The sequence below is a fragment of the Corallococcus silvisoli genome (assembly GCF_009909145.1).
Taxonomy (GTDB): domain Bacteria; phylum Myxococcota; class Myxococcia; order Myxococcales; family Myxococcaceae; genus Corallococcus; species Corallococcus silvisoli.
On sequence record NZ_JAAAPJ010000007.1, the window covers coordinates 485,625 to 507,990 of the forward strand.

Annotated in this window: 17 protein-coding genes; 7 read left to right on the forward strand and 10 right to left on the reverse strand. The window is 71.6% G+C overall.

Translation table 11 applies throughout. The annotated features are described in order from the left end of the window. Nucleotides 1-45: 45 nt before the first annotated feature. The 5 genes from GTY96_RS16330 to GTY96_RS16350 form a co-directional block, all read right to left on the reverse strand. Complete coding sequence (locus GTY96_RS16330) at nt 46-465, reverse strand: response regulator (protein WP_143904099.1); 420 nt, start codon at nt 463-465, stop codon at nt 46-48. Beyond that, nucleotides 458-3,424 (reverse strand): response regulator, encoded by a 2,967-nt coding sequence (locus tag GTY96_RS16335; RefSeq protein ID WP_143904101.1) that lies wholly within the window; start codon nt 3,422-3,424, stop codon nt 458-460. Before GTY96_RS16335 ends, GTY96_RS16330 begins: the two co-directional genes overlap by 8 nt. Before the next feature lie 6 nt (nt 3,425-3,430). Next, on the reverse strand, nt 3,431-4,594 hold the full coding sequence (locus tag GTY96_RS16340; RefSeq protein WP_143904103.1) for an FIST signal transduction protein: 1,164 nt from the start codon (nt 4,592-4,594) through the stop codon (nt 3,431-3,433). A 28-nt stretch (nt 4,595-4,622) separates the two neighbouring features. Next, nucleotides 4,623-6,491 carry a cytochrome c3 family protein gene (locus GTY96_RS16345; RefSeq protein WP_161665200.1) on the reverse strand — a complete coding sequence of 623 codons (1,869 nt, stop codon included), beginning with the start codon at nt 6,489-6,491 and terminating at the stop codon, nt 4,623-4,625. A 270-nt stretch (nt 6,492-6,761) separates the two neighbouring features. Continuing rightward, complete coding sequence (locus tag GTY96_RS16350; protein ID WP_161665201.1) at nt 6,762-8,612, reverse strand: sensor histidine kinase; 1,851 nt, start codon at nt 8,610-8,612, stop codon at nt 6,762-6,764. A 368-nt stretch (nt 8,613-8,980) separates the two neighbouring features. On the opposite strand from GTY96_RS16350, the gene GTY96_RS16355 reads away from it, so the two are divergent. The 5 genes from GTY96_RS16355 to GTY96_RS16375 all read left to right on the forward strand — a co-directional run bounded on the left by GTY96_RS16355 (nt 8,981) and on the right by GTY96_RS16375 (nt 16,104). Then, complete coding sequence (locus GTY96_RS16355; RefSeq protein ID WP_161665202.1) at nt 8,981-12,028, forward strand: helicase-related protein; 3,048 nt, start codon at nt 8,981-8,983, stop codon at nt 12,026-12,028. Nucleotides 12,029-12,131: 103 nt separating this feature from the next. Then, complete coding sequence (locus tag GTY96_RS16360; RefSeq protein ID WP_143904111.1) at nt 12,132-12,926, forward strand: TadE/TadG family type IV pilus assembly protein; 795 nt, start codon at nt 12,132-12,134, stop codon at nt 12,924-12,926. Beyond that, nucleotides 12,905-14,443, forward strand: coding sequence for a pilus assembly protein TadG-related protein (locus GTY96_RS16365; RefSeq protein WP_143904113.1), 1,539 nt, complete (start codon nt 12,905-12,907; stop codon nt 14,441-14,443). Before GTY96_RS16360 ends, GTY96_RS16365 begins: the two co-directional genes overlap by 22 nt. A gap of 3 nt (nt 14,444-14,446) precedes the next feature. Next, nucleotides 14,447-15,427: a hypothetical protein gene (locus GTY96_RS16370; RefSeq protein WP_143904115.1), complete on the forward strand. Its 981-nt coding sequence runs from the start codon at nt 14,447-14,449 to the stop codon at nt 15,425-15,427. Beyond that, on the forward strand, nt 15,424-16,104 hold the full coding sequence (locus tag GTY96_RS16375; RefSeq protein ID WP_235685637.1) for a hypothetical protein: 681 nt from the start codon (nt 15,424-15,426) through the stop codon (nt 16,102-16,104). The genes GTY96_RS16370 and GTY96_RS16375 overlap by 4 nt, the downstream gene beginning before the upstream one ends. A 2-nt stretch (nt 16,105-16,106) precedes the next feature. Here the strand turns inward: GTY96_RS16375 and GTY96_RS16380 are convergent, their stop codons facing one another. Both GTY96_RS16380 and GTY96_RS16385 read right to left on the reverse strand, forming a co-directional pair. Then, nucleotides 16,107-16,661: a hypothetical protein gene (locus GTY96_RS16380; RefSeq protein ID WP_186001986.1), complete on the reverse strand. Its 555-nt coding sequence runs from the start codon at nt 16,659-16,661 to the stop codon at nt 16,107-16,109. Between the two features lie 2 nt (nt 16,662-16,663). After that, the gene (locus GTY96_RS16385) at nt 16,664-17,428 is read right to left on the reverse strand and encodes a hypothetical protein (protein ID WP_143904119.1); all 765 of its coding nucleotides are present in this window, start codon (nt 17,426-17,428) and stop codon (nt 16,664-16,666) included. Nucleotides 17,429-17,637: 209 nt separating this feature from the next. Between GTY96_RS16385 and GTY96_RS16390 the strand changes: the two genes are divergently transcribed. Next, nucleotides 17,638-18,303 (forward strand): hypothetical protein, encoded by a 666-nt coding sequence (locus tag GTY96_RS16390; protein ID WP_235685638.1) that lies wholly within the window; start codon nt 17,638-17,640, stop codon nt 18,301-18,303. Here the strand turns inward: GTY96_RS16390 and GTY96_RS16395 are convergent. The 3 genes from GTY96_RS16395 to GTY96_RS16405 form a co-directional block, all read right to left on the reverse strand. Then, the gene (locus tag GTY96_RS16395) at nt 18,287-19,201 is read right to left on the reverse strand and encodes a hypothetical protein (RefSeq protein WP_143904123.1); all 915 of its coding nucleotides are present in this window, start codon (nt 19,199-19,201) and stop codon (nt 18,287-18,289) included. The two genes, GTY96_RS16390 and GTY96_RS16395, sit on opposite strands and share 17 nt — an antisense overlap. A gap of 80 nt (nt 19,202-19,281) precedes the next feature. Continuing rightward, nucleotides 19,282-19,677: a hypothetical protein gene (locus GTY96_RS16400; protein WP_143904125.1), complete on the reverse strand. Its 396-nt coding sequence runs from the start codon at nt 19,675-19,677 to the stop codon at nt 19,282-19,284. A 202-nt stretch (nt 19,678-19,879) separates the two neighbouring features. Further along, nucleotides 19,880-21,643, reverse strand: a complete 1,764-nt coding sequence (locus GTY96_RS16405; RefSeq protein WP_161665203.1) for an ABC transporter ATP-binding protein — start codon at nt 21,641-21,643, stop codon at nt 19,880-19,882. 159 nt (nt 21,644-21,802) lie between these two features. Between GTY96_RS16405 and GTY96_RS16410 the strand changes: the two genes are divergently transcribed. Then, nucleotides 21,803-22,243, forward strand: coding sequence for a hypothetical protein (locus GTY96_RS16410; RefSeq protein WP_143904129.1), 441 nt, complete (start codon nt 21,803-21,805; stop codon nt 22,241-22,243). The last annotated feature ends 123 nt before the right edge of the window (nt 22,244-22,366 follow it).

Here is a 22,366-nt window from a genome sequence, read left to right on the forward strand (position 1 = left end):
AGAGGACGGGGTAGCCCGAGGGGTCGGGCGTACCCCGGAGGCGGGTCAGCTCTCAACAGGTGAGGGATTGCGGTTCGGCGACGCCGGCCTGGGCTTCAGACGCATGGCGTTGAGCTTCTGGGCCAGGTCGGCGCCCTGGACGCTCTTGGAGATGTAGCCGTCCGCGCCGGAGGCGATGGCCAGCGAGCGCAGCTTGGCCTCGTCGGAGGCGGAGTAGAGGATGAAGCGGGTGCCGGGGGGGGCGTACTGGCGCGCCAGGCCCACGACCTTGTCCCCCTTGAGGGCGGGGAAGTTCACGTCAATGAGCACGAAGTCCGGCTCGGAGGCGCGCACGATGTTGGACACGCCCAGGGCGGACGTGTGGGTCTGCACATCGAACCCGTACGCGCTCAGCGAGCGCTGCACGAGGTCGAGCAGGTCCGGATCGTCGTCCACCACCAGGACGCGCGGTTTTGCTTCAGCCATGGCTTCTCCCTAGGTACTGGCGAATCGTCTCGATGAGCTGCTCGCGGTCCAGGGGTTTGGTCAGGTAGGCCGTGCAGCCGGCCGCCTGGGCCTTGTCCTGGTATTCGCGACCCGCGTGCGCCGTAACAGCGATGACGGGCACGTTCTGCCCATCCGGAAACGCCCGGAGCCTGCGGGTGACTTCCCAGCCGTCGAGTCTCGGCAGGGACAGGTCCATGAGGATGAGGTCCGGCGTGTCGTTGCGGGCGCGCTCCAGGCCCTGTTCGCCGTCCTCCGCCTCGATGAGGTCATACAGTCCGCCCAGGTAGCGGCGGACGATGTCGCGGTTCTGCTCACTGTCTTCCACGTACAGCACGCGGGGCAGCTTCCCGGCGGAGGCGGCCCGCTGGGACATCAGCAGCCCCTTGGCCTGCGCGATGACGTCCTCCAGCGCGTGGCCGCCCTTGCGCACGAAGCCGGCGAAGCCGTCGCGCAGGAGCGCCTCCTCCTCCGAGGAGAGCGTCTTGCCGGTGAGCACCACCACCGGCACGGACAGCTTCTCCGCGCGCAGGCGGCGCAGGACCTCGAAGCCGTCCAGGTTCGGCATCATCAGGTCCAGCACCACCAGCGACGGCGGCGACACGCGCGCCTTGAGCAGCGCGTCCTCGCCGTTGCGCGCCTCGTTGGTGGAGAAGCCCGCGCGGCGCAGGTTGCGGCTGACCAGCTCGCGCGTGGCCGCGTCGTCGTCCACCACCAGCACGTCGCCCGTGGCGGCCGTGGCGCCCGCGGAGGCCAGGCTCTTCTGCACCACCTCCACCAGCCGCTCCGGCTCCACCGGCTTCACCAGGTACTCGCACGCGCCCAGGCTGAAGCCGCGCGCGCGCTGCTCCTCCACCGACACGAGGATGACCGGGATGCCCGCGAGCGTGGGTTCGCTCTTCAGCTGGCTCAGCACGGACCAGCCGTCCATGCGGGGCAGGTGGATGTCCAGGAGGATGGCCTGGGGCTTCAGCTCCCGCGCCAGCTTCAGCGCGGCGATGCCGTCATCCGCCGTCACCACCTTGAAGCCCGCGGGCTCCAGTTGCCCGGTGACGAGCTGCTGGATGAGCACGTCGTCGTCCACCACCAGCACCGTGCTGCCCGGCCGCGCCATGGGCGCGAGCCGCTGGGCCACGTCGTGCACCGGCACCAGCCGCTCGGTGGCGTGCGGGCTGTCCGCGCCCACCGTGCGCGCCAGCACGTCCGGCAGCCGCACGGTGAAGGTGGAGCCGCGCCCCAGCGTGCTCTTCACGTCCACGGTGCCGCCCAGCACGCGGGTCAGCTCGCGCACGATGGCGAGCCCCAGCCCCGTGCCGCCCACCTTGCGCGTGGTGGAGCCGTCCACCTGGCGGAACTTCTCGAAGATGAAGGGGAGCTGATCCGACGGGATGCCCACGCCGGTGTCCTCCACCGTCATCAGCAACTCCCCCGAGCCCGCGGGCACCACCGTCAGGGCCACCTCGCCCGTGTCGGTGAACTTGGCCGCGTTGCTCAGCAGGTTGAGCATGATCTGCCGCAGCTTGAGCGCGTCGGTGCGGATCTCCTTCGCGTCGTCGTCCACCTGCACCGTGAGGGCCACGTCCTTGCCCTTGAGGTACTCCTTCACCGTGGCCATGCACTCGTCGGCCAGCTCCTGCACGTCCACCGGTTCGGTGACGACCTCCACGCGGCCCGCTTCGATCTTCGACAGGTCCAGGATGTCGTTGATGAGCGCCAGCAGCGTCTTGGCGTTCGTCTTCACCACGTTGAGGTCGCGCCGGCCGTGCGGCGTCAGGCGGTTGCCCTCCTCGCGCATCAGGAGGTCGCAGTAGCCGATGATGCCGTTGAGCGGGGTGCGGATCTCATGGCTGAAGTTCGCCAGGAACTCGCTCTTGAGGCGCACGGCGCCCTCGGCCTCGCGGGCGCGCTCCTCTTCGTTGCGCTTGGCGACGGAGAGCTCCTGGGCCAGCCGGTCCAGGTCCTCGTTCTGCTGGCGGATGATCTCCATCTGGAGCGCGCGCTGCTGGTAGCTCGCCAGCGACCGGGCGGACACCGCGCGCGTCTTCTTGATCTCCTCCAGGCTGGCGGCCAGCTGCTTGTTGGCGGCCTCCAGCTCCTCCTTGGAGGCGCGCAGCATCGCCTCGTTCTGCTTGCGCTCGGTGATGTCGTCCGTGACGCCCATCACGAAGCGCGCGACGCCCTGGTCATCCACCAGGGGAATCTTGCGCGTGGCGAAGATGCGGTCCTGGCCGTCCGCGCGGGCGACCTCCTCGAACGTCTTCATCTTGCGCGTTTCGAGGATTTCCGTGTCGATGGCGATGAACGACTCCGCCTGCTCCGCCGGGAAGTAGTCGTGGTCCAGCTTCCCCAGCAACCACTCCTTGGTGACCTTGAAGGCGTCCGCGAACGTCTTGTTCACCACCACCAGCCGGCGCGTCTCCGCCTCCTTCACGAACAGCACGAAGGGCAGCGCGTCGATGATGTTGCTGAGCAGGTAGTTGGTGCGCTTGAGCTCCACGCCCGTCACCTGGTGCTGGGCGCGCTCGGCGTGCAGGCGCAGCTCGCGCGCCACCACGAAGGGCAGGTGGCCGTAGCGGTCCTCGGTGACGTAGTCGCGCGCGCCGGCGCGCATGGCGGAGGCCAGCGTGTCCACGCTCCACGTGGGCGCGCTCACCACGAAGGCCAGCTCCTTGCCGCGCTTCACCCACGCCGCCTGGATGTCCTCCCAGGTCATGCCGGGCACCTCCGCGCCCGCCAGCACCAGGGCCCAGGGGCGCTCCATCGCCTGCTCCAGGGCCTCGCGCGTACAGGCGGGCTCCAGCGTGAGCATGGAGAGGATGTCCTCCCGCTCCAGCGCGTCGCGCATGGCGCGCGTCTCGCGCTCGCTGCCCACCAGCAGCAGGGACAGGGTGTAACCGAGGGGTGCTTCCGCGAGGGCCACGTCGAACGGGTGAGGGGCCATGGTCTCTTAGTTGGAACCGAACGCGAGCACGGTCAGCGTGGTGTTGATGTGGAACCCCGAGTAGATCTCGAAGTGCACGTTCATCCCAGCGGCGGCCGGCGCGAGCTTCATGGCCTCGGACAGCTTCGGGACCGTGCCGGTGGCTCCGGCGTACCACATGCGTCCGCTGCAGTGGAACAGGAGGGCCGCCTGGGGGTTCTGCACCCGCCGGGGCAGCTCTTCCGTGAAGAAGTCGCGGGTCATGCCCGCCAGGTCCCCGGCCTTCATCAGGTCCAGCTCGCTGCCCTCCTCCAGGAGGTTGGCGAAGAGGATGGAGCCGTCCTCCAGGGGGCGCCACGCGGCGCGGATGAAGTACTCGCGGCCCACCTTGAGCGCGGTGGGGCGCGACGCGAAGCCGCCGGGCCGGCCGAACTCCAGGTCGGCGATGTTGTCCACCCCCAGGATGTCCGCGTAGCGCCGGGCCGCGGGCAGGCCGTCGATCTCCAGGGCGCGCGTGTGCGTCTCATCCACCTTGGTGATGGTGAGCCGCTCGCCGGTGGGCACGTACCAGTGGGAGCGCAGCGCGGCCCAGGGCGCGTTCGTCTTGAAGAGGGCCACCAGCACGCCGTCGCCGGCCACCTCCCCGTCCACGTGGATGAGCGCGGACTGGCGCGCGGGGTCCGTCTCCGAGTCGTTGGCGCCGCCGCCCACCAGCACCAGCGTCTGGTTCTTCTCCAGGATGCCCAGCAGCAGCTCTTCCTTCTTGTAACGGAAGCCGTCGTCAATCACGAGGCCCACGTACCGGCGCGCGTCCAGGTCCTGCTGGCGCACGCCCAGCTCCTCGCAGGCGCGGCGGATGGCCTGCGCGCCCGCGGCGATGGCGTCCCCGGTGAGGCCCGAACCCAGGCCCAGGCCCACCTCGAAGTCGCCGGACAGCGCGCCCAGCACCACGCTGTTCTCGTGGATGCCGTTGTTGTCCAGCTCGCCGGCGGTGGTGGCGCCGACGAGCCGGGTCTCCTTGGGCAGCCGCTCGCGCACCGCGCGGTTGAGCGCGCGCTGGTCGCGCTGGCGCGACGCGAACAGCGTCACCAGCTTCGGCGCGGGGCCGTGAAGCTGGCGCAGGAGGTCCTCCGCGGCGGCGACGGGGTCCGTGAGGGTGGAGCGAGCCGTCTGCATCTTCACGTGTGCCATGGGGGACCTCCGTGCGAACCGGCGGCGGCTAGAAGCCGCTGCCGGGGTGTGTCTTGTGGCAACTGCCGGTGCACTGCTGGAACGATTCCCGGCCGCCACCCACATACATGCTTTCGATGGGGCCGAAGGATGCCACGTGGCTGGCCGGGTAGCTCTTGTGGCACGACAGGCACGCGGCCTTGCTGGTGCGCTGCGTCGTGTCCGGCTTCAGGTGGCACGAGGAGCACTTCTGCAGGGGCGCGTCGAAGCGGTTGGAGCGCGAGTGGATGAAGTGCGTGCGCACGAAGATGGGGCCTTCCAGTTCGAAGCCCAGCGGAGCATGGCACGACGCGCACGCGGCGCGGTTGTCGTTCGCATGGAGGACCTCGCCCAGCTCGCCGCCCTTGCTGTGGCAGCTGTTGCAGGGGCCGGTGGTCAGCGTGGCCTCCGTGTGCGTCTTCGTCCCCACCTGGATTTCGATGGTGCGCGACGCGGGCTCGTCCTCGCCCAGGTAGACGCGGCGGGCCTTGGCGGTCACCAGGTAGGTGCCGGACTTCGCGTCCGCGGGGATGCGGTACGTCCACGTGTCGCTCACGGGCGCGTCCCAGCGGCCGTCGTTGGGGAAGAAGGCGCCGCCGAAGAGCTTGTTGGCCGGCGGGAAGGTCATGAACTGCGCGTAGACGCCGTCGCGCGCCTGGGTGGCGATGGTCTGCACGTCCTGCGAGTCATCCAGGAAGGCCTCCAGGTCGACGATGCTCCGGATGGGCTGGATGTCCTGCGCCGGCCCGATGAGCTGCGTCATCATCATCCGTTCCCGGTGCTTGCGGCGGTAGTAGGTCGTCGTCGGGTCGAAGAAGGCCTGATAGTACTGGATTCCCGCCGGATTGCCGGGAGCGCCCGGAGGTGCGACTTCATTGTAGGTTGGAAGGCTGCCCGCCGGGTGCAGCCGCTTGCCCTTGCCGTCCTTCAGCGTCATCTGGAAGGTGACGTTGGACCCAGGGGCGTAGGTGCCGTCCTTGCGCGCCGCGGTCAGCGGCTTGATGTCGATGGCGAAGCCGTAGTCGAACTCCGGCTTGGAGACCTGCGTGACGGGGATGTAGTACGGCGAGAAGGGGCGCAGGCTCCAGCGCAGGCGCAGGCCGCGCGTCTGGGAGGTGAAGGTGAGGGTCTGCTTCTTCGCGTGGTCGTACGCGTTGCGCACCTCCACCAGCGCCTCTTCCTCGTAGGCCTTCGCGCCCTTGCAGTCCGTGAGCGAGCGGCAGTCGCGCGTCCACTGGATGGCGCGCAGGCGGCGGATGAAGAAGTCGTCGCGCTCCGTGCGGCGCGTCTCGTCGCTGCCGATGTTCAGCAGCACCGGCGGGCCCGTCAGCACGCCCCGGGCGTCCACCGGCTCCACGGTGAAGAGGCTGGTCACCTTCATCCAGGCCGCGTCGCGGTAGAACCGGCGGCGGGTGAAGGTGCCGTCCGCGTTCGACAGGCCCACGAACTCCTGGTCCGCCTGGCGCACACCGGACCACCCCAGCGCCACGAAGTCGCTGTTGCGCTTCAGGCCGTCCACGCCCTCGTCCTTCGTGGCGAAGAGGGAGGCGCGCAGGTCAATCTGGTTCACGTAGAAGGTCTGCCCCGCCTTCACCTTCAGCGGGATGCCCAGGCCGTTGTCCACCTCCAGCGCCAGGCCCACGGCCGCGCTGGAACCGCTGGTGCCCTTGCGCGCGTCGTCGTCCGACAGCGCCTGGCCCTGCGTCGCGAACGCGGCCTCGGCGTCCTGCGCGGAGGCGCTCTCCAGCTCCGGGGCGTCCGGACCGCCACACGCCAGCGTCAGGCTGGTCAGCGCCGCCAGCAGGCTCGCGCGGCCCGCCGAACCCAGGCGGGGGGAAGTGCGAGTACACCGCTCCCGAATCGTGTCAGCTCCAAACATGAGGGGACTCCTCCGAACGCGTATTTGCGGACGCTTGCCGGAGCAGCGTCGCGGCCAGTGGACCCAGGTGCCCTTGCGTCGGGGGGACGGTGGCGGGAGGGGCCGCGCTCAATGCCGGTTTTTACCGGGAGTGAGCATTTCTAGCCGTACGGAGAATATCCATAATCAACAGAGCGATTCAACTTCTGAGAATAATTCTACTCAGAGGAGAATTCGGACTGTTGGCGACTGAATGGGAAGGCGGTGTAGAGCGCAACCCACCCGGGAGGGTCATGCACGAATCGAGGATGCGACAGCGACCCCGGATTCCGGGGTGAAAGGGAGTTCTACCGTGAACTCGGCGCCTTCGTCCTGGCGGCTGTGGACGCGGATGGCGCCGCCGTGGGCCTCCACGAGCTGGCGGACGATGTAGAGGCCCAGGCCGAAGCCAGGGGTGCGGGTGTCCGTGGTGACTCGCTCGAAGCGGGTGAAGAGCCGCTGCTGGGCCTCCAGGGGGATGCCGGTGCCGTGGTCGCGCACGATGAGCCGGGCGCGGTGGGCGTCCTGCTCCACCCGCACCTCCACGGGCTTGCCCCCGCCGAACTTGAGGGCGTTGCTGACCAGGTTGGTGAGGACGCGGTCCAGGCGCTGGCGGTCCCACCGGCCGCGCGCCTCGCCCCGGGCGTGGACGGTGACGGGGCAGCCGGCGGCGGCGGCCTGGTCCTCGTGGCGGGCCACCACCTCGTGCGCCAGCTCCGCCAGGTCCATGGGCTGGGTCTCCAGCACCATCCGGCCTCCGGACAGGCGCGACAGGTCCAGCAGGTTGTGCACCAGCCGCCCCAGGCGCTTGGTCTCGTCCTCGGCCAGGAGCAGGCCCTCGCGCAGGCGGGCGTCGTCGCCGTGGGGGGGCGCGCACTGCAGGCGCACGCGGCGCAGGCGCAGCTGCAGCGAGCTCAGCGGGGTGCCCAGGTCGTGCGCCGCCACGCCGATGAGCTCCAGCGCGTTCTGGGTCGCCGCCATCAGGCGGGCGTTGTCCAGCGCCAGCGCGGCCCGCGCGGACAGCTCCTCCAGGAAGGCCTGGTCCACCGCGCCGTAGTGGCGGTGCGGCCGGGTGGACAGCAGGCACAGCGCGCCCAGCACGCGGTTGTCCACGACGAGCGGCACGCTCAGCGCGGAGCGCACGCCCAGCGCGCGCCACAGCTCCGCGTAGGTGCTGTCGCTCACGGAGGGCGGGAGCCGGTCGGGATCCACCTCCGCGAAGCGCTCCGCGCGGCCGGTGTGGACGACGCGCGCGGGGCCGGGCTCGTCCGACGACGGCCTGCGCAGCAGCGGCTCCCACAGCCGCGTCTGGGTGGCCGCGTCCGCGCACGCCACCGCGCCCGGGCGCACCAGCCCGTGCTCGTCCGGGAGGTAGAGCACGCACGCGTCCGCCACCTCCGGCACGCACAGGCGGGTGAGCGCGGCGCCCAGGGCCTCCGCGCCCGCCTGGGGCTGCAGGACGCGGCCGGCCTCCGCGAGCAGCGCCTGCATGCGCTCGGTCCGCTTGCGCTCGGTGATGTCGCGCGTCACCTCCGCGAAGCCCTGCAGCGTGCCGCTCTCCGTGTACAGCGCGGTGAGCAGCGTCTCCGCCCAGAAGCGCGAGCCGTCCTTGCGCATCCGCCAGCCCTCGGACTGCAGGCGCCGCTCGCGCGCGGCCCGCTCGCGGTAGGACGCCGGCAGGCCGTGCAGCACCGCGTCCGGCACGTGCAGGCACTCCACGCCCTGGCCCACGATGTCCGAGGACTCCCAGCCCGTGAGCCGCTCCGCGCCGGTGCTCCAGCAGGACACCGTGCCGTCCGGCTCCAGGAAGCACAGCGCGTAGTCACTCACGCCATCCATGAACAGGTGCAGCCGCTGCTCACTCTGCAGCCGCTCCGCGTGCATGGGGCCCAGCGCGTTGCGCAGCACCATGCCCAGCGCCGCCAGCGCGCCCAGGCCCAGCAGCCCCGCCAGCAGGTCCGACACCTGGTGCGGCCACGGCTGGCCCTCCACCGCCATCGTTCGGGCCGCGGACACCAGGGTGGCGAGCAGGATGAGTCCGGCCAGCAGGCATACGGACAGACCCGCCCCGACCCGCTGAGCGAAGGTCCAACGACGCAACATGTGGCACTCCCCCCCGACGGCACCGAGCGCTTCTGTGCAGAAGGATCCTCAACATCACCGAAAGGGTGGGGTGAGCGACATCGCACTGTCGGGCAGGGTATCCAATTACCCGGTTTTTACCTGAAAGTCACGAAATGATGGTTCCTACCCAGGAGGGTGGGAAGTCCGGCGGCCCGCGGAGGAGGTGGGGCCGTCCGTGGGTGGACGGAAGTCCCCCTGGGTTCTGGGGGTCGGGGCCTGGAATCAAGGGGTTGGCGGGAGGGTGGGGGAGGAGGGGGCAGGCGTTCCGGCTGCCCGTGAAATGGCCTTCCGGGCGCCGGGACGTTATGGAGCGCGCCCCTCTTCGCACCTGGGTGTTGCACTCGCATATGGCGTCTCTCGTCGAAGGTCTGAAGGTCCGCTACCTCCCGCAGCCCGAATGGGGTGTGGGACATCTGGTGTCGCTCCAGGAGCAGGGGGCGAAGGCGCTCATCGCCTTCCCGTCCCGCGAGGACGCGCCGGTGCTGGTGTCCACCCGGGGCGGCGCGCTGGTGCCCTGTCAGCTGCCCAAGGGCGAGCCCATCCAGACGCCGAAGGGGCGCAAGGCGACCATCCTGGGCGAGGAGCCGGGCGCGCGCGGGCTGCGGCGGTACGTGGTGCGGTACGAGGACTCGGGCGAGGAGGACGAGCTGCCGGAGTCCGAGGTGCGCGCGCTGGCGCCGCGCTCCGACCTGCTGTCCACGCTGCGCGACGGGCGGGTGGGGGACGCGAAGGCGTTCATGCTGCGCAAGCAGGCGCTGGTGCTGGATGACGAGCGGCGGGGCGACGCGCTGGGGGCGCTCCTGGCCAGCCGGGTGATGGTGAAGCCGCATCAGGTGGGCGTGGTGCAGCGGGTGCTGTCCGCGCGCCGGCCGCGCTTCGTGCTGGCGGATGAAGTGGGCTTGGGCAAGACGATTGAAGCGGGCATGGTGTTCAGCGCGCTGCGGCTGGTGGGGCTGGCGCGAAGGTGCCTGGTCGTGGCGCCCAGCCACCTCACCGTGCAGTGGCTGGTGGAGCTGTTCCACAAGTTCAACCAGCTCTTCACGCTGATGGACTCGGACCGCTACGAGCAGTCGCTCAAGGAGGCGCCGGACGTGTCTCCGTGGGCGCGCTTCCCGCTGGTGGTGACGAGCCTGGAGCTGCTCAGCCGCACGCGCGAGCACCGCGAGGAGGTGGCGGCCGAGGACGCCTTCTGGGACCTGGTCATCATCGACGAGGCGCACCACCTCAAGGGCGAGAAGGCCTTCGCCGCCGCGAAGGGGCTGGCCGCGAACTCCTGGGGCCTGCTGCTGCTCACCGCCACGCCCATGCAGCTGGACCCGGCGGAGTACCACGGCCTGCTCACCCTCATCGACGCGGCCACCGCGCCCACGGTGAAGGGCTTCGAGGCGCGGCTGCAGCGCCAGGAGGAGCTGTCCGCCGCGGTGCGCGCGCTGAGGGAGGGCAAGGACGCGAAGGCGGCCGTGGCCGCGCTCGCCAGCCGCTTCCCGGAGGACGCGCGCCTCCAGACGCTGAAGGAGAAGGAGGCGCTGCTCGCGCACCTGGCGGAGACGTACAGCCTGTCGGACCGGCTGGTGCGCAACCGGCGCGCGGTGGTGGGCGGCTTCTCCACGCGCCGGCTCCACCGGCACCCGGTCCAGCTCACGCCGGAGGAGCTGAAGGCGCGCGACGCGGCGCTCGCCACGCTGGCGCAGGGCACGCTGCGCGGCGCGCCGCTGGCCAACGTGCTCCGGCGCCTGGAGTCCAGCCCCGCGGCGTTCGCGGGCGCGGTGAAGGCGAACCCGGCGCTGAAGGGCGCGGACCTCAAGCTGACCGGCCGCGACGCGAAGCTGCTCGTGTTCGTGGACGTGCTGCGCGGCATCTGGAAGGCGGAGCCGCGCGCGAAGGTGCTCGTGTTCACGGAGAGCCGCGACACGCTGGAGTCGCTCCAGTCGGAGCTGTCGCGCGAGGGCGTGGAGGCGCTGGGCTACCACGGCGACCTGCCGCTCGTGGAGCGCGACCGGCAGGTGGCGCGCTTCCGGGACCCCGAGGGCCCCCGGGTGCTGCTGTGCACGGAGGTGGGCGGCGAGGGCCGCAACTTCCAGTTCGCGCACCACCTGGTCCACTACGACCTGCCCTGGAGTCCCTCCACGGTGGAGCAGCGCATCGGCCGCCTGGACCGCATCGGTCAGACGCACCCGGTGGAGATCCACGTGTTCGACCCCGCGGGCACGCTCGCGGCGGACGTGCTGATGCTGCTGGCGGACGCCGTCGGCGTCTTCGGTGAGACGGTGGGCGGCCTGGACGCGGTGCTGGAGGAGGTGGAGGACCGCATCGCGGAGCTGGCCCTGCTGCCCCGCGAGGCGCGCGTCGAATACGCGGCCCAGCTGAAGGCCCGCGTGGAGGCGGCGCGCGAACAGGTGAAGCGCGCGTATGATCCGCTCCTGGACGTGCGCAGCTTCGACAAGCCCGCGGTCGCGCGGCTGGTGGCGCGCGCGCAGGAGCGCATGGGCGAGGAGCCCCCCGACGAGGACTCGGACGAGGAGGCCCCGCCGCTGGAGGACGGGCTGTGGAGCGTGGCCCGCGACCTGGACGAGCGCCTGGAGGAGACCGTCACGGAGCTGGCGCGCCGCGTGGGCATTGGCGTGGACACCGACGAGCAGGTGGAGGCCTTCCAGGTGGCCTTCCAGTTCGGCCACGCGCTCAACGTGGAGGGCCTGCCCGGCATCGACGTGATGCAGGACCGCACGGTGCTGGGCACCTTCTGGCGCGACACCGCCGTGGAGGCGGAGGAGCTGGAGTACTTCGCCACCGGCCACCCGCTGGTGGAGGCGCTGTTCGGCTTCCTCAAGGACGGCCCCTACGGCCGCAGCGGCTTCCGCCTCATCGAGAAGCGCGGCCTGAAGAAGCCCGCGCGCGGCCTGGAGCTGCTCTTCCACATCCAGCTGCCGGAGCCCGAGGACACCTCGCCCGGCGCGCGCGTGCCCAGCCGCCAGCTGGCGCGCTTCCTGGAGCGCACCCTGCTGCCCGTCGCCGTGGTGGACGGCCCCCAGGGCCCCGTGGCGGACGACTCCGTCCTCTCCGCGCTGGAGGCGGACGGCAAGGCCCTCAAGGGCGACGAGGTCCACCAGGCCTTCCCCGGCTTCGGCGCCTTCGTGGACGCCGCGCTCCCCGTGGCCCAGGCCGCCGCCCAGGCGGAGCTCCAGCGGCGCGCGAAGAAGGCCCAGGCCGCCCTGGAGGCCGAACGCGATGCCGCCGCCGCCCGCCTGCGCCTCTCCCTCGCCCACCAGGGGCTGCCTCCGGAGGCGGTGGAGGCCCAGGTTGACGCGGAGCGCCATCACTCGGCACGGCTGCTCCAGGCGCTCGCGGGGGCCACGGTGGTTTTGGACGCGGCCTGCGGCTTCACCCTCAACCGCTGAAGCCAAACCATTGAGTCACAATGGAATCGGTCCTGACGGGGCTTCGGCCATTTGACCGATTCCCCAATCACCGAGAATCTAGGAGGAAGGCACCCTGCCCCCCATGGCCTTCCCCCGCCCCCCACGTCGGCAGCTCGAGTCCGGTCAGGCCGCTGTCGAGGCGGCGCTGTGCATGCCGTTGGTGGTGTTCATGGTGCTGGGCACGCTGCAGCTCTTCATGCTGCTGCAGGGCCGCATCCTGGCGCAGGTGGCGGTGTACCGCGCGGTGCGCGCGGGCAGCCTGAACCACGGCAGCTGCGAGGCGATGACGCACGCGGCGATGGTGACGATGCTGCCCACGGTGGAGCACACCCGGACGCCCGCGCAGCTGGCGAACGCGTTCGAGCCGCGCCGGCGCAACTACCTGCGCGTGCGCGGCTCGCGGGGCACGCTGTTCACGGAAGGGCCCATGGTGGAGATCGTCCGGGAGTCGCCGGACGTGGCGTGGGTGCGGGGGCTGGGCGAAGAGGACCTGATGTTCGACGTGCCCACGGACAACGCCGCGGAGCTGCGGCGGCACACGCTCGAGATCCGCATGGTGGCCTGGTACTACATGCGCGTCCCGTTCGCGGACTGGGTGATGAGCCGGATGTTCCTGGCCCAGTTCCACCTGAAGAACTACACGGCGGACAACCCGCTCAGCCCGGCGCAGAAGGAGTCGGACTGGTGGGCGGACACCGACGTGGAGCTGGGGCCGGATGACTGGCCCGGCGGGGACCTGGGCGACCGGATGGTGCGCTGGAGCGCGCAGGGGCACTACCTGTTCCCCATCCAGGTGCACGCGACCATGCGGATGATGACCCCGGTGCGGGCGGAGAACTTCCAGGGAGGTGCCGGATGCAGCCTGCACGGCTTCTGAGGCATGGCGGACGTGGACAGGCGCTGGTGCTGTTCTCGCTGTCGCTCCTGCTCCTGACGTTGATGGTGTTGATGACGCTGGGCTTCGGCATGCGCGCCAAGGAGCGCGTCGAAATCCAGATGGCGGCGGACGCGGCGGCGTACAGCCAGGCGGTGTCCACGGCGCGCACGTTCAACGCCATCGCGGTGATGAACCGCGCGCAGATCGCCCACATGGTGGCGATGGCGGGCACCCAGTCGATGATCAGCTACGGCAGCCAGCAGTACGCCGCCCGGCAGGCGTCCCCGTGCCCCCTGCCCTCCACGGCCTGGTCCGGCCTGGACCAGGCCGCGGCCACGCAGGTGCAGCAGCTGCAGGGCCGCGCGGGCGACATGTTCCGGGCGGAGCTGGTCATGTACAACCGGCTGGTGGGGACCCACCTGGCGGGGCAGGGGCTCACGAAGCTCATCGCCCGGCAGATCAACCCGGAGCTCGACGCGCCTCCGGAAGGCTCAGGCAAGTCGCTGTCGGAGGTGTCCGGCGGTTCGTCCGCGGGCACCAGCTACGAGCAGTACATGGAGCAGGAGCGCACCGGCGGGGTGCCGTCCAGCTCCGGCGCGGTGGCGCTCGCCGGAGGCCATGGCACCGTCACGCTGAACGCCACCATGGGCAGCCTGGGGTGGACGTGGGTGCACAACCGGGGGAGCGGCAGCGCGGGCTTCGGTTCGGGCGCCGCGGCGAACAACCCCGGCTTCCGGCGCTACGCCAGCGCGTCCTCGATGGACTCCTCCACCTACCAGACCATCTCCGGCCGCAACTCGTGGGCGCACGACCACGGCCGGGCCACGCCCGTCATCTGCCCGGACGGCAACACCTATCCGGGCGCCGCGTCCGACGCCTGGGTGATGTCCGACGAGCTGCAGTCCACGCAGGACCAGCACGTGTACGGCGCGGGCAAGCCGCCGCCGGGCCAGGGCGCGGAGGACAACACCACCGTGGATGAGCGCCACACGCTGGGCGCCTGCAACGTGTGCCCCGGCATCTGGCCCTACTCGATTGGCTTCAACGCGGGGCTCCTGCAGGGCAACGCCGACGAGAATGACTACGGCCAGCCCAAGCTGTACGCGGTGCTCCTGCGCGACTACGCCAGCCCCTCGCGCCGCGCGCGGCCGGATCCCTGGAACCTGCTGTTCACCTTCAAGTTCGCCAACCAGGACGTGGAGTTCGACAACTCCGCGCCCCTGGGCCGCATCCAGCCCACGGGCCGCGAGGACGTGCAGCGCAACCAGGTGGCCCTGGCCGCGGGGCTCGCCTACTACCACCGGCCCCGCCCCGCGGCGGTGGGCGGCGGCTGGGAGGAGCCCCCCAACTTCCTCAACCCCTTCTGGCGCGCCACGCTGGTGAGCGCCGAGGGCGCCCGCGACGACAAGCCCGCGAGCAGCCTGGACCAGGCGGGCTTCACGGAGCACGCGGACGCGCTGCGCAAGCTGGACGGCGCGGGCTACCGCGGCGGCAGCCACACGGGCGGGAGGTACTGACCCATGGCCTCGCGCACTTCCGCTTCGCGCCGGGGACAGGCGCTCGTCGAGACGGCACTGGGGTCGCTGGTGTTCGTCACCGTCCTGATGTTCGGCATCTACTTCGCGGAAGTGGCCGCGCTGACCCTCAAGGTGCAGGAGGCCGCCAACTTCGCGCTGTGGGAGGCCACCGGGCACGTGATGCACGACCCGGAGACCGGCGTCTTCCAGCGCTCCAACGCGGAGGCGCTGGCGTCCTCGGAGGCCGCCGCGCGCTACCAGGACTTCGACGGCCGGGCCGGCCGCACCAGCGGCGCGATGACCTTCCAGCTGGCCCTGGCGCGCGCCACGCGCGTGGAGGTGGACTGCGAACCGACGCGGCCTCCGGGCAGCGACGTGGCCATCCTGGGCACGCGCCCGCAGGACGCGGATCCAGGCTCGGAGGCGCTGCGCAAGGCCATGGACATCCAGTCCGACGGCATCTCCTGCACGGCCTCCACCACGCTGCGCGCGGAGCGCCTGGGCAACTTCATGGAGCCGGAGTTCTTCAAGGTGTCGCACCGGCTGGCCAGCGACCAGTTCCGCGTGTGCGCCGCCGGTCGCGCGTCAGGCGGGCGCTGCACGCGGCGCTTCTTCATGCTGCTGGACGACTGGGGGCTGGCTGGCGTGGCGGAGGGGCGCGCCTGCGGGCTCAACATCAACGGCGCCGCGACGTGCGCGAACCCGGACTACTACGAGTGGGCGCAGCGCGTGTACCGCGAGAACGGCGCGGCCGGGGGCGCGGGCAGCGCGCTGATGGCGGGGGTGGGCGCGCTGGGCGGCGTGAACGAGGACCAGTTCTTCATGAGCTTCCGCGGCAAGGAAGACAACTACGAGGAGAACATCGGCGCGTCGCACGCGGGCAACCAGTCCGTCTGGGAGACCACGCCCTTCAAGGCGGAGAACATCTCCCCCAAGTACGACATCCCGCGGCGCAACAAGTGGCTGGGAGGCGTGCCGCATTGAGGTGGGCCGCAGGCGTGCTGGCGCTGCTGCTGGCCCTGTCCGCTGGCGCCCAGGACGCGGGCGTGCCGGACGCGCCGCGCTTCGCGTGGCCCCGGCTCCAGGTGCTGGAGCAGGTGGAGTCGAGCAACCTCGTCGAGGCGGGCGGCATCCCCGTGGCGCTGCGCGCGGTGCACGTGAAGGAGCCCGTGCGCGTCCTGGTCCAGCGCTTCGCGGACGCGTTCCGCGACGGCGGCCTCTACGTGCCGCCCGGCAAGGAGCAGGCGCAGTACGCCAACAACGCGGTCATGCTCACCGCGTTGGATCCACGCCGCCGCATCACCTACACGGTGGTCCTGATGCCGCAGGTGGATGGCACCACCCAGCTGTACCTGGGGGAGGCCAACCACGCGCTGGCGCGCCCGCCCCAGGCCGACGGGGACTTCGCGCCGCTGCCGCCGCAGGCCACCGGCGTGCTGCGCGTCAACGCCGAGGGGTCGCGCACGCTCACGTTCCAGGTGCCCCTCGCGGGCTCCCAGGTGCAGGCCTTCTACGACGACGCGCTGGCGAAGGCCGGGTGGAAGCGCGGCGACGAGCCCGGCCTGTATTCGCGGCCCGGCGCGGAGCTGCGGCTCACGCACCAGCCCGGGTCACCGGGGCAGACGTCCGTGGTGCTGCTCCACCAGCAGCGCGCGCGCTGAGGTCAGGCGCGCAGCTTCTCGCGCAGCGTCTTCGCGCGGCCCTGCATGTCGGGGTCCAGGCCGGTGAGCTCGATGGACTTCAGGCGCTGGTCCAGGCTCTTGGGCAGCTTCTTCTGGAGCGTGCCGGCCTCCTGGAGCGCCTCCAGCTTCGCCAGCGCCTTGTCCACGATGCGCTCGCGCGGGTGGTCCAGCAGGCTGTCCAGGAAGTACGCGTCCTCGGGCATGTCCGGGTACTTCTCCAGGTAGTCCACCACGCCCTTCACCCAGTCCGCGCGCGTCTCCGAGTCCTGCACCTTCTGCAGGGCGGCCTTCTGGGCCTTGCGCTTGCCTTCGGGGTCGAACGTCTTCGCCAGGCCTTCGGGCAGCTCGCCGCCGGTGAAGAGGGCGTCCGCGGCCGTCTTGTATTTCTGGTAGCTGGCGCTGCGCTCCAGCTTCTGCTGCGCCGGGTCATCCTGGCGCGAGTGGTACTTGCTCTTGCCGCGCTGGGCGTCCAGCTCGCGGTAGGACTTGTTGCGCTTGCCGGTGAAGCCGCCACCGTCGTTGTCGTCTCGGGCCATCTTCATCTCCCCTTGCGGGCGCGCCACAGCGCCGCCAGTCCCCGCCGGACGAGGGTGCGCACCTGCGCCAGCTCCTCGGGGGCGAGGGGGTGCTCCTCATCCTGCTCCGCCTCGAACAGCGCTTCCGTCACGTATTCCTGGAGGGCTTCGGGCGCGGGCGGCGCGTCCGGTTCCCTGTCCAGGGCCTTCGCCTCCGCGGCCGTGAGCCCCGGTGGCCAGCCCAGCTCCAGCATGGCGTGCAGCTCGAAGAGCAGGTGGCGGGCGACCCCATAACCTTCGTCCGTGAGGCCAGCGGCGTCAAGCGCACCCAGCAGGCTGTCCTGCCGGTTCTCGTACGCATGCATCAGCCGCGTGCGCGCCTTGTCGTCGTCCTCCAGGTAACGCCAGGCGGCCTCCACGAATTCGCCGGACGGCTCGCCGGGGTGGAAGGGCGCGGGCGGCTGCAGCCGCTCCTTCTTCGGGCGCGGCGGGCGCGGGCCGTCGTCCTCCAGCCGCACCGCCTTGCCCTCCAGCACCAGGTCCCAGAGGCCCAGCAGGTTCTGGTACAGGCGGCGCGCCAGCTCCGGGTCCTGGAAGCGGGGCTCCTCCTCGAAGAGCGTGGGAATCACCTCGCCGGCGTCGGCGCCCTCCGCGCGCGCCTCGCGCATGCGCTCGAGGACCTCGGGGGTGTCGCAGGGACTGCCAGCCAGCTCCAGCAGTCCGTCGAGCGTCTGGGCTCCCTCGAACTGGCGGACGAAGTCGGGGGCTCGGTTCTTGGAACGGCTCATCGTGGGGGCGACGGTAGGCACAAGGCGGGCGTCCGCGCACGGGCCATTCACGCGCGGGTGCGCGTGCGCCGGACGGACGACAGCGGGCGGGGGCCGGGCCGGGGAGCGGACGGCCCCCGGGACGGGCTTGGCTTCCGTTTCGGACGGGGCGCCCCTACTCTGCGCCATTCATGGCCGTGGAACCCTCGTCCGACCCCTTGAAGTCCGCGATGCAGGAACTCTACCGGGCGCGCGCGGTGGAGGGGCCCCTGGGGGAGAACGGCCTGCGCACCGTCTGGCACCTGTCGCCCCAGGGCGCGGAGCTGATGTCGCTGGTGGACGAGGACGGCCGCGTGCGCCGGCAGGAGCTCACGCTCCTGGACGAGCACTGCATCTGGGCCAGCGGCCAGGGCGTGCGCACGGGCCGCGTGGAGGCGGGGGAGTCGCGCCGTCCGCCGGTGGCCACGGAGGTTCACGCGGATCCAGAGCTGGTGCCCCAGCGGCTGGTGCGCGCAGCGCAGGCGCTGGCCACCTACGAGGGGCAGGACCGCTACATCCTGCACATGCAGCGGGTGCTGGCGCTGGCGCGCGAGGGCCTGGAGATGTCCAGCGTCACGGCGCCGGACTTCCTGTCGCGGGAGTCCTCCACGCGCGACACCGTCACCACCCGGACGGTGACCTTCACGCCGGTGACGCCGCCGGAGCCCGTGGCCGCCGCGGAGCCGGAGGCCGCGCCGGAGCCGGAGCCGGTGCTGCTGCGCTACGGTCAGCCGCTGCCCAACGAGGTACCGCCGCCGGTGGTGCGCCGCTCGGAGGGGCTGGTGATGGTGGGCGTCTTCTGCGTGGCCATCGTGGTGGCCATCCTGATGCTGGTCGTCCTCATGCGGGGAGGCTGAGGCGCGCGGGCGAGTCCGCGCGCATCAGGTGCGTCACGTCCGCGTCGGTGGGCACCGGGGCGGAGGTCCTGCGCCCGGTGGTGATGCGCTCCGGGCCCAGCGTGGTGTGCAGCGGGTGCGCGTCCAGCACCAGCAGGACGGCCACCGCGACGGTGAGCACCAGACCGCCCACCCACTCCAGCGCGTGCGTGCGCCGGGCTTCGCGCGCGCGGTACGTCATCAGCCACGTGAAGCCCAGCACCAGCAGGCAGCCCAGGCAGCTCCAGCGCACCGTGCGCAGCCGCGCCGCCTGCGCCATGCCCTCCGCCATCAGGTCCGGCCGCAGCGTGCCCGGGGCCCGCGACAGCCGCGACAGCAGCGTGAACAACTGGTGCGCCTCCAGCGTGCCCACCACCGCCATGCCCGCGAGCGCCGCGGAGACGAGGCTGCCCAGCAGCAGCCCGCGCCGCGCGTCGTGGCCCAGGCGCTCCGCGCTGAAGTGCGCCATCCCCAGCGCCACCGACAGCGACCCCAGCAGCACCGCGCTCGTCCACGCTCCCAGCAGCCGGGGCGCCATCGCCTTGCCCATGCCCGCCGTCAGCGCGACGCCCGCGTCGGTCGCGGCCACCAGCGGCAGCGCCGCCTGCATCCGCTCCAGCAGCACCTCCGTGCCCAGCAGGCCCAGCGTCCACGGCACCGTCGCCATGCCCACCATCACCGCCAGCGGCACCGTCCGGCCCACCAGGGTGGTCCCCGCCGCCACCGTCAGCAGGGGCACCTCCACCAGCAGCGCCAATCCCACCAGCACCGCGAACGGCCCCGCGGAGACCACCACGCTCAACAGGCTGGCGGGACTGCCCAGGAGCACCGGCAGCGTGCCGGCCAGCACGCACGCCGTGGCGGGAACGGCCAGCGCCACGAACAAGCTGGGCGCGACGTGGGGTCTGACTGGAACAAGCATTTCCAGTAAGAATAGGGTCTCTGGCTATTCCTGGTAATTCAGACGGGGGGACGACCCACGAGCCAGTAGACGACAGTGCAGATGGCGCCGGCCACGGGGGCGAGGACGATGCCCCAGAGCAGCAGCTGGTGACAGTCCGCGCCCTGACAGCCGATGCGCCCGTAGGCGAGCACGCCGCCGGTGAGCATGGGCAGGTGCATGCCGGCGATGAACAGGCCCAGGCCGCGCAGCACGAGCCCGCGGTACCAGGGGCGTGTCCACAGCCGGAAGACGAGCGGGACCAGGACGAGGGTGCCGGTGGCGGCGGCGGCCAGCGCGAAGTGCCGGGCGGCCACCGCCACGCACGCGCCCGCGGCCAGGAGCAGGGCGGGCGCCAGCAGGAGCGCGTTCAGGGACAGCGGCTCTCGTTCGCGGGGCGGCGGCGTCGGAGGCATGGGCCTGGGCCGAAGGCTCGCAGGGCGTGCCCGGTCGCGCAAGCAGGTCCGGGGCAGGTGGGCACGGGCTCCAAGGCTCTCGCATCCTCGCGGACGGAGGCATGGCCCCGCGGTGCCGGCTTCAGGCGGCGACGGCGCCCTCGCCCAGGAGCCGGGCGTAGCGGCCGCGCGGCGCGAGCAGCCGGTCGCGGGTGCCGGCGCTTCAGGCGGCGACGGCGCCCTCGCCCAGGAGCCGGGCGTAGCGGCCGCGCAGCGCGAGCAGCTGGTCGTGGGTGCCGGACTCCACCACCCGGCCGCCCTCCACCACGGCGATGAGGTCCGCGTCGCGCACGGTGCTGAGCCGGTGCGCGATGACCAGCACCGTGCGGCCCTTCATCAGGGCCGCGAGCCCCGCGCCCACCGCCGCCTCGCTGGTGGCGTCCAGGGCGCTGGTGGGCTCATCCAGGAGCAGCAGCGACGGCCGGCACAGGAAGGCGCGCGCCAGGGCCAGCCGCTGCCGCTGACCGCCGGAGAGCCGGCTGCCGCGCTCGCCCACGGGCTCATCCAGGCCGCCGGGCAGCGCCCGCACGAAGTCCTCCGCGTGCGCCAGCCGCAGCGCTTCCCACAGCGCGTCGTCCGGAGCGTCCGGCTGGCCCAGGCGCAGGTTGTGGCGCACGGTGCCGGAGAAGAGCACCGGCTCCTGGGGCACCCACGCCACCTGGCCGCGCACGCTGGACGCCTTGAGCGACGACAGGGGCTGGCCGTCCCACCGCACCTCGCCGCCGCTGGGCGACAGGAAGCCCAGCAGCACGGAGAACAGCGTCGTCTTGCCCGCGCCGGAGGGCCCCACCAGCGCCACGCGCGCGCCCGCGGGGATGGTCAGGTCCACGCCCTTCAGGGCCTCGCGGCCGTCCGCGTAGGTGGCCCTCACTCCGGACAGCTCCAGGGCGCGCGACAGCGGCGGGGCGTCCGCGCCCACGTCCGGAGGCACCGGCGCGTCCGCGAGCGCGAAGAGGCGCTCCGCCGCCGCGAGGCCGGTGAGCACCTGGGACAGCGTGCCGCTCAGCGACTTCACCGGCTGGTAGAGCAGCAGCGCCGCCGCCATGAAGGACAGCAGCCGCCCGGCGAGCGAGGGGTCCATGGACACGGCGCGCGCGCCCCACGCCACCGCCACCGCCACGCCCACGATGCCCAACAGCTCCACCGTGGGGCTGAAGGCGCCGCGGATGAAGAGCGAGCGGCGCATCTCCTGGAGGTACGCCTCCGCCTCCGCGTCGAACGTCTCCAGCGCGCGCGGCACCGTGCCGTACGCCTGCACCACGGGGAGGTTCTGGAGCTGCTCGGCGGTGATGGCGCTGAGCGCGCCCAGGTTCGCCTGCGAGCGGGTCGCCACCTTCTTGAGCGAGCGGGCGAAGCGGCTGACGGGCACCACCGTCACGGGGACGACGACGAACGTGAAGAGGAAGAGTTTCGCGTCGATGAGGAAGCAGGTCGCCAGCAGTGAGCAGATCTGCAACCCATCCCGGACGTACGATGACAGCGCCTGGGTGACGGAGAACTCCACCAGCGGTACGTCCGAGGTGAAGCGGGCCACCAGCTCCCCCGAGTGGCGCTGCTCGAAGAAGGCCGGGGGTTGGACGAGCAGGCGGCCGTAGAGAAAGCCCCTCAGGTCCGCCATCACCCGCTGGCCCAGGCGCTGCATCAGGCCGCCTTGGAGGAACTGGGCGGTGGCCTTCACGATGGCCACCGCGACGACCAGGAGGGGCAACCGGGACAGCAGCAGCTCTGGCGCCAGGGTCATCCCCGCGACCGTGACGGGGGCGCCCGTGAGGACGGCGCGCAGCAGCGGTCCGACAATCCAGGCGTACGCGGCGGTGGCGGCCGCGGCGGCGACCGACGCCAGCGTGCCCGCGGCGAGCAGCCGGCGGTACGGGCTCAGGTAGGCGAGGAGCCGGCGGTAGACGTGGGCGGAGGGACGGGGGGCCACGGGAGGGGGCGCACTCTGTCACCGAGCCAACGGTGACGTCCAAGCGAAAGGGGCGTGGGGCGCGGCCGTGCATGTCCGGCTGCCCCACGGCCAGCCAGGGAGCGCTCGTGCCTGCCTGCGTTGCCGCATCCCACACATGCGGACAGCTTGAGATGCGCCATGGAAACCAACTCCGAGAAAGAAGTCCTGTTCAATCCCGGCTGTGAGTCGGTCGTGGAGGACGAAGAGCGCCGCCGTCTGCTCTGGCTGATGGCCGAGTACTTCCGGACCATCGGTTACTCGGACATCAAGGCCCGGCTGCCTGGTTTCATGCCGCCGCCCGTGCTCTCCGGCACCATCGAGGACCACCGCCCGGACTTCACCTGCCGTCAGTCCGACTCCGCCCGCACGCCCATCATCCTGGAGATCGTCACCCCGGGCATGGTGGATGATCCGACGGCGGAGAACCGCTGGAGCCTGCTCGCGAGCGCCGCGAAGCTCTACAACGCGGAGCTGCACTTCGTGGTCCCCAAGTGGAGCGTCAACGGCCCCGTGGACCCGGCCCTCAAGCGCCGGCTCGCCCGCATGGAGCTGACGGTCAACCGCGTCTGGACCGTGTAGCACCCCCACGGGCTTCACCCGGGGGAACCCGGGCCTGGATTGCTGGCGAGTTTCGCTGCGTTATAGTGACTCGGATTCTCAACGCAGCTTGAAAACGCCAGCAAATTCCAGGGGTTCGATTCG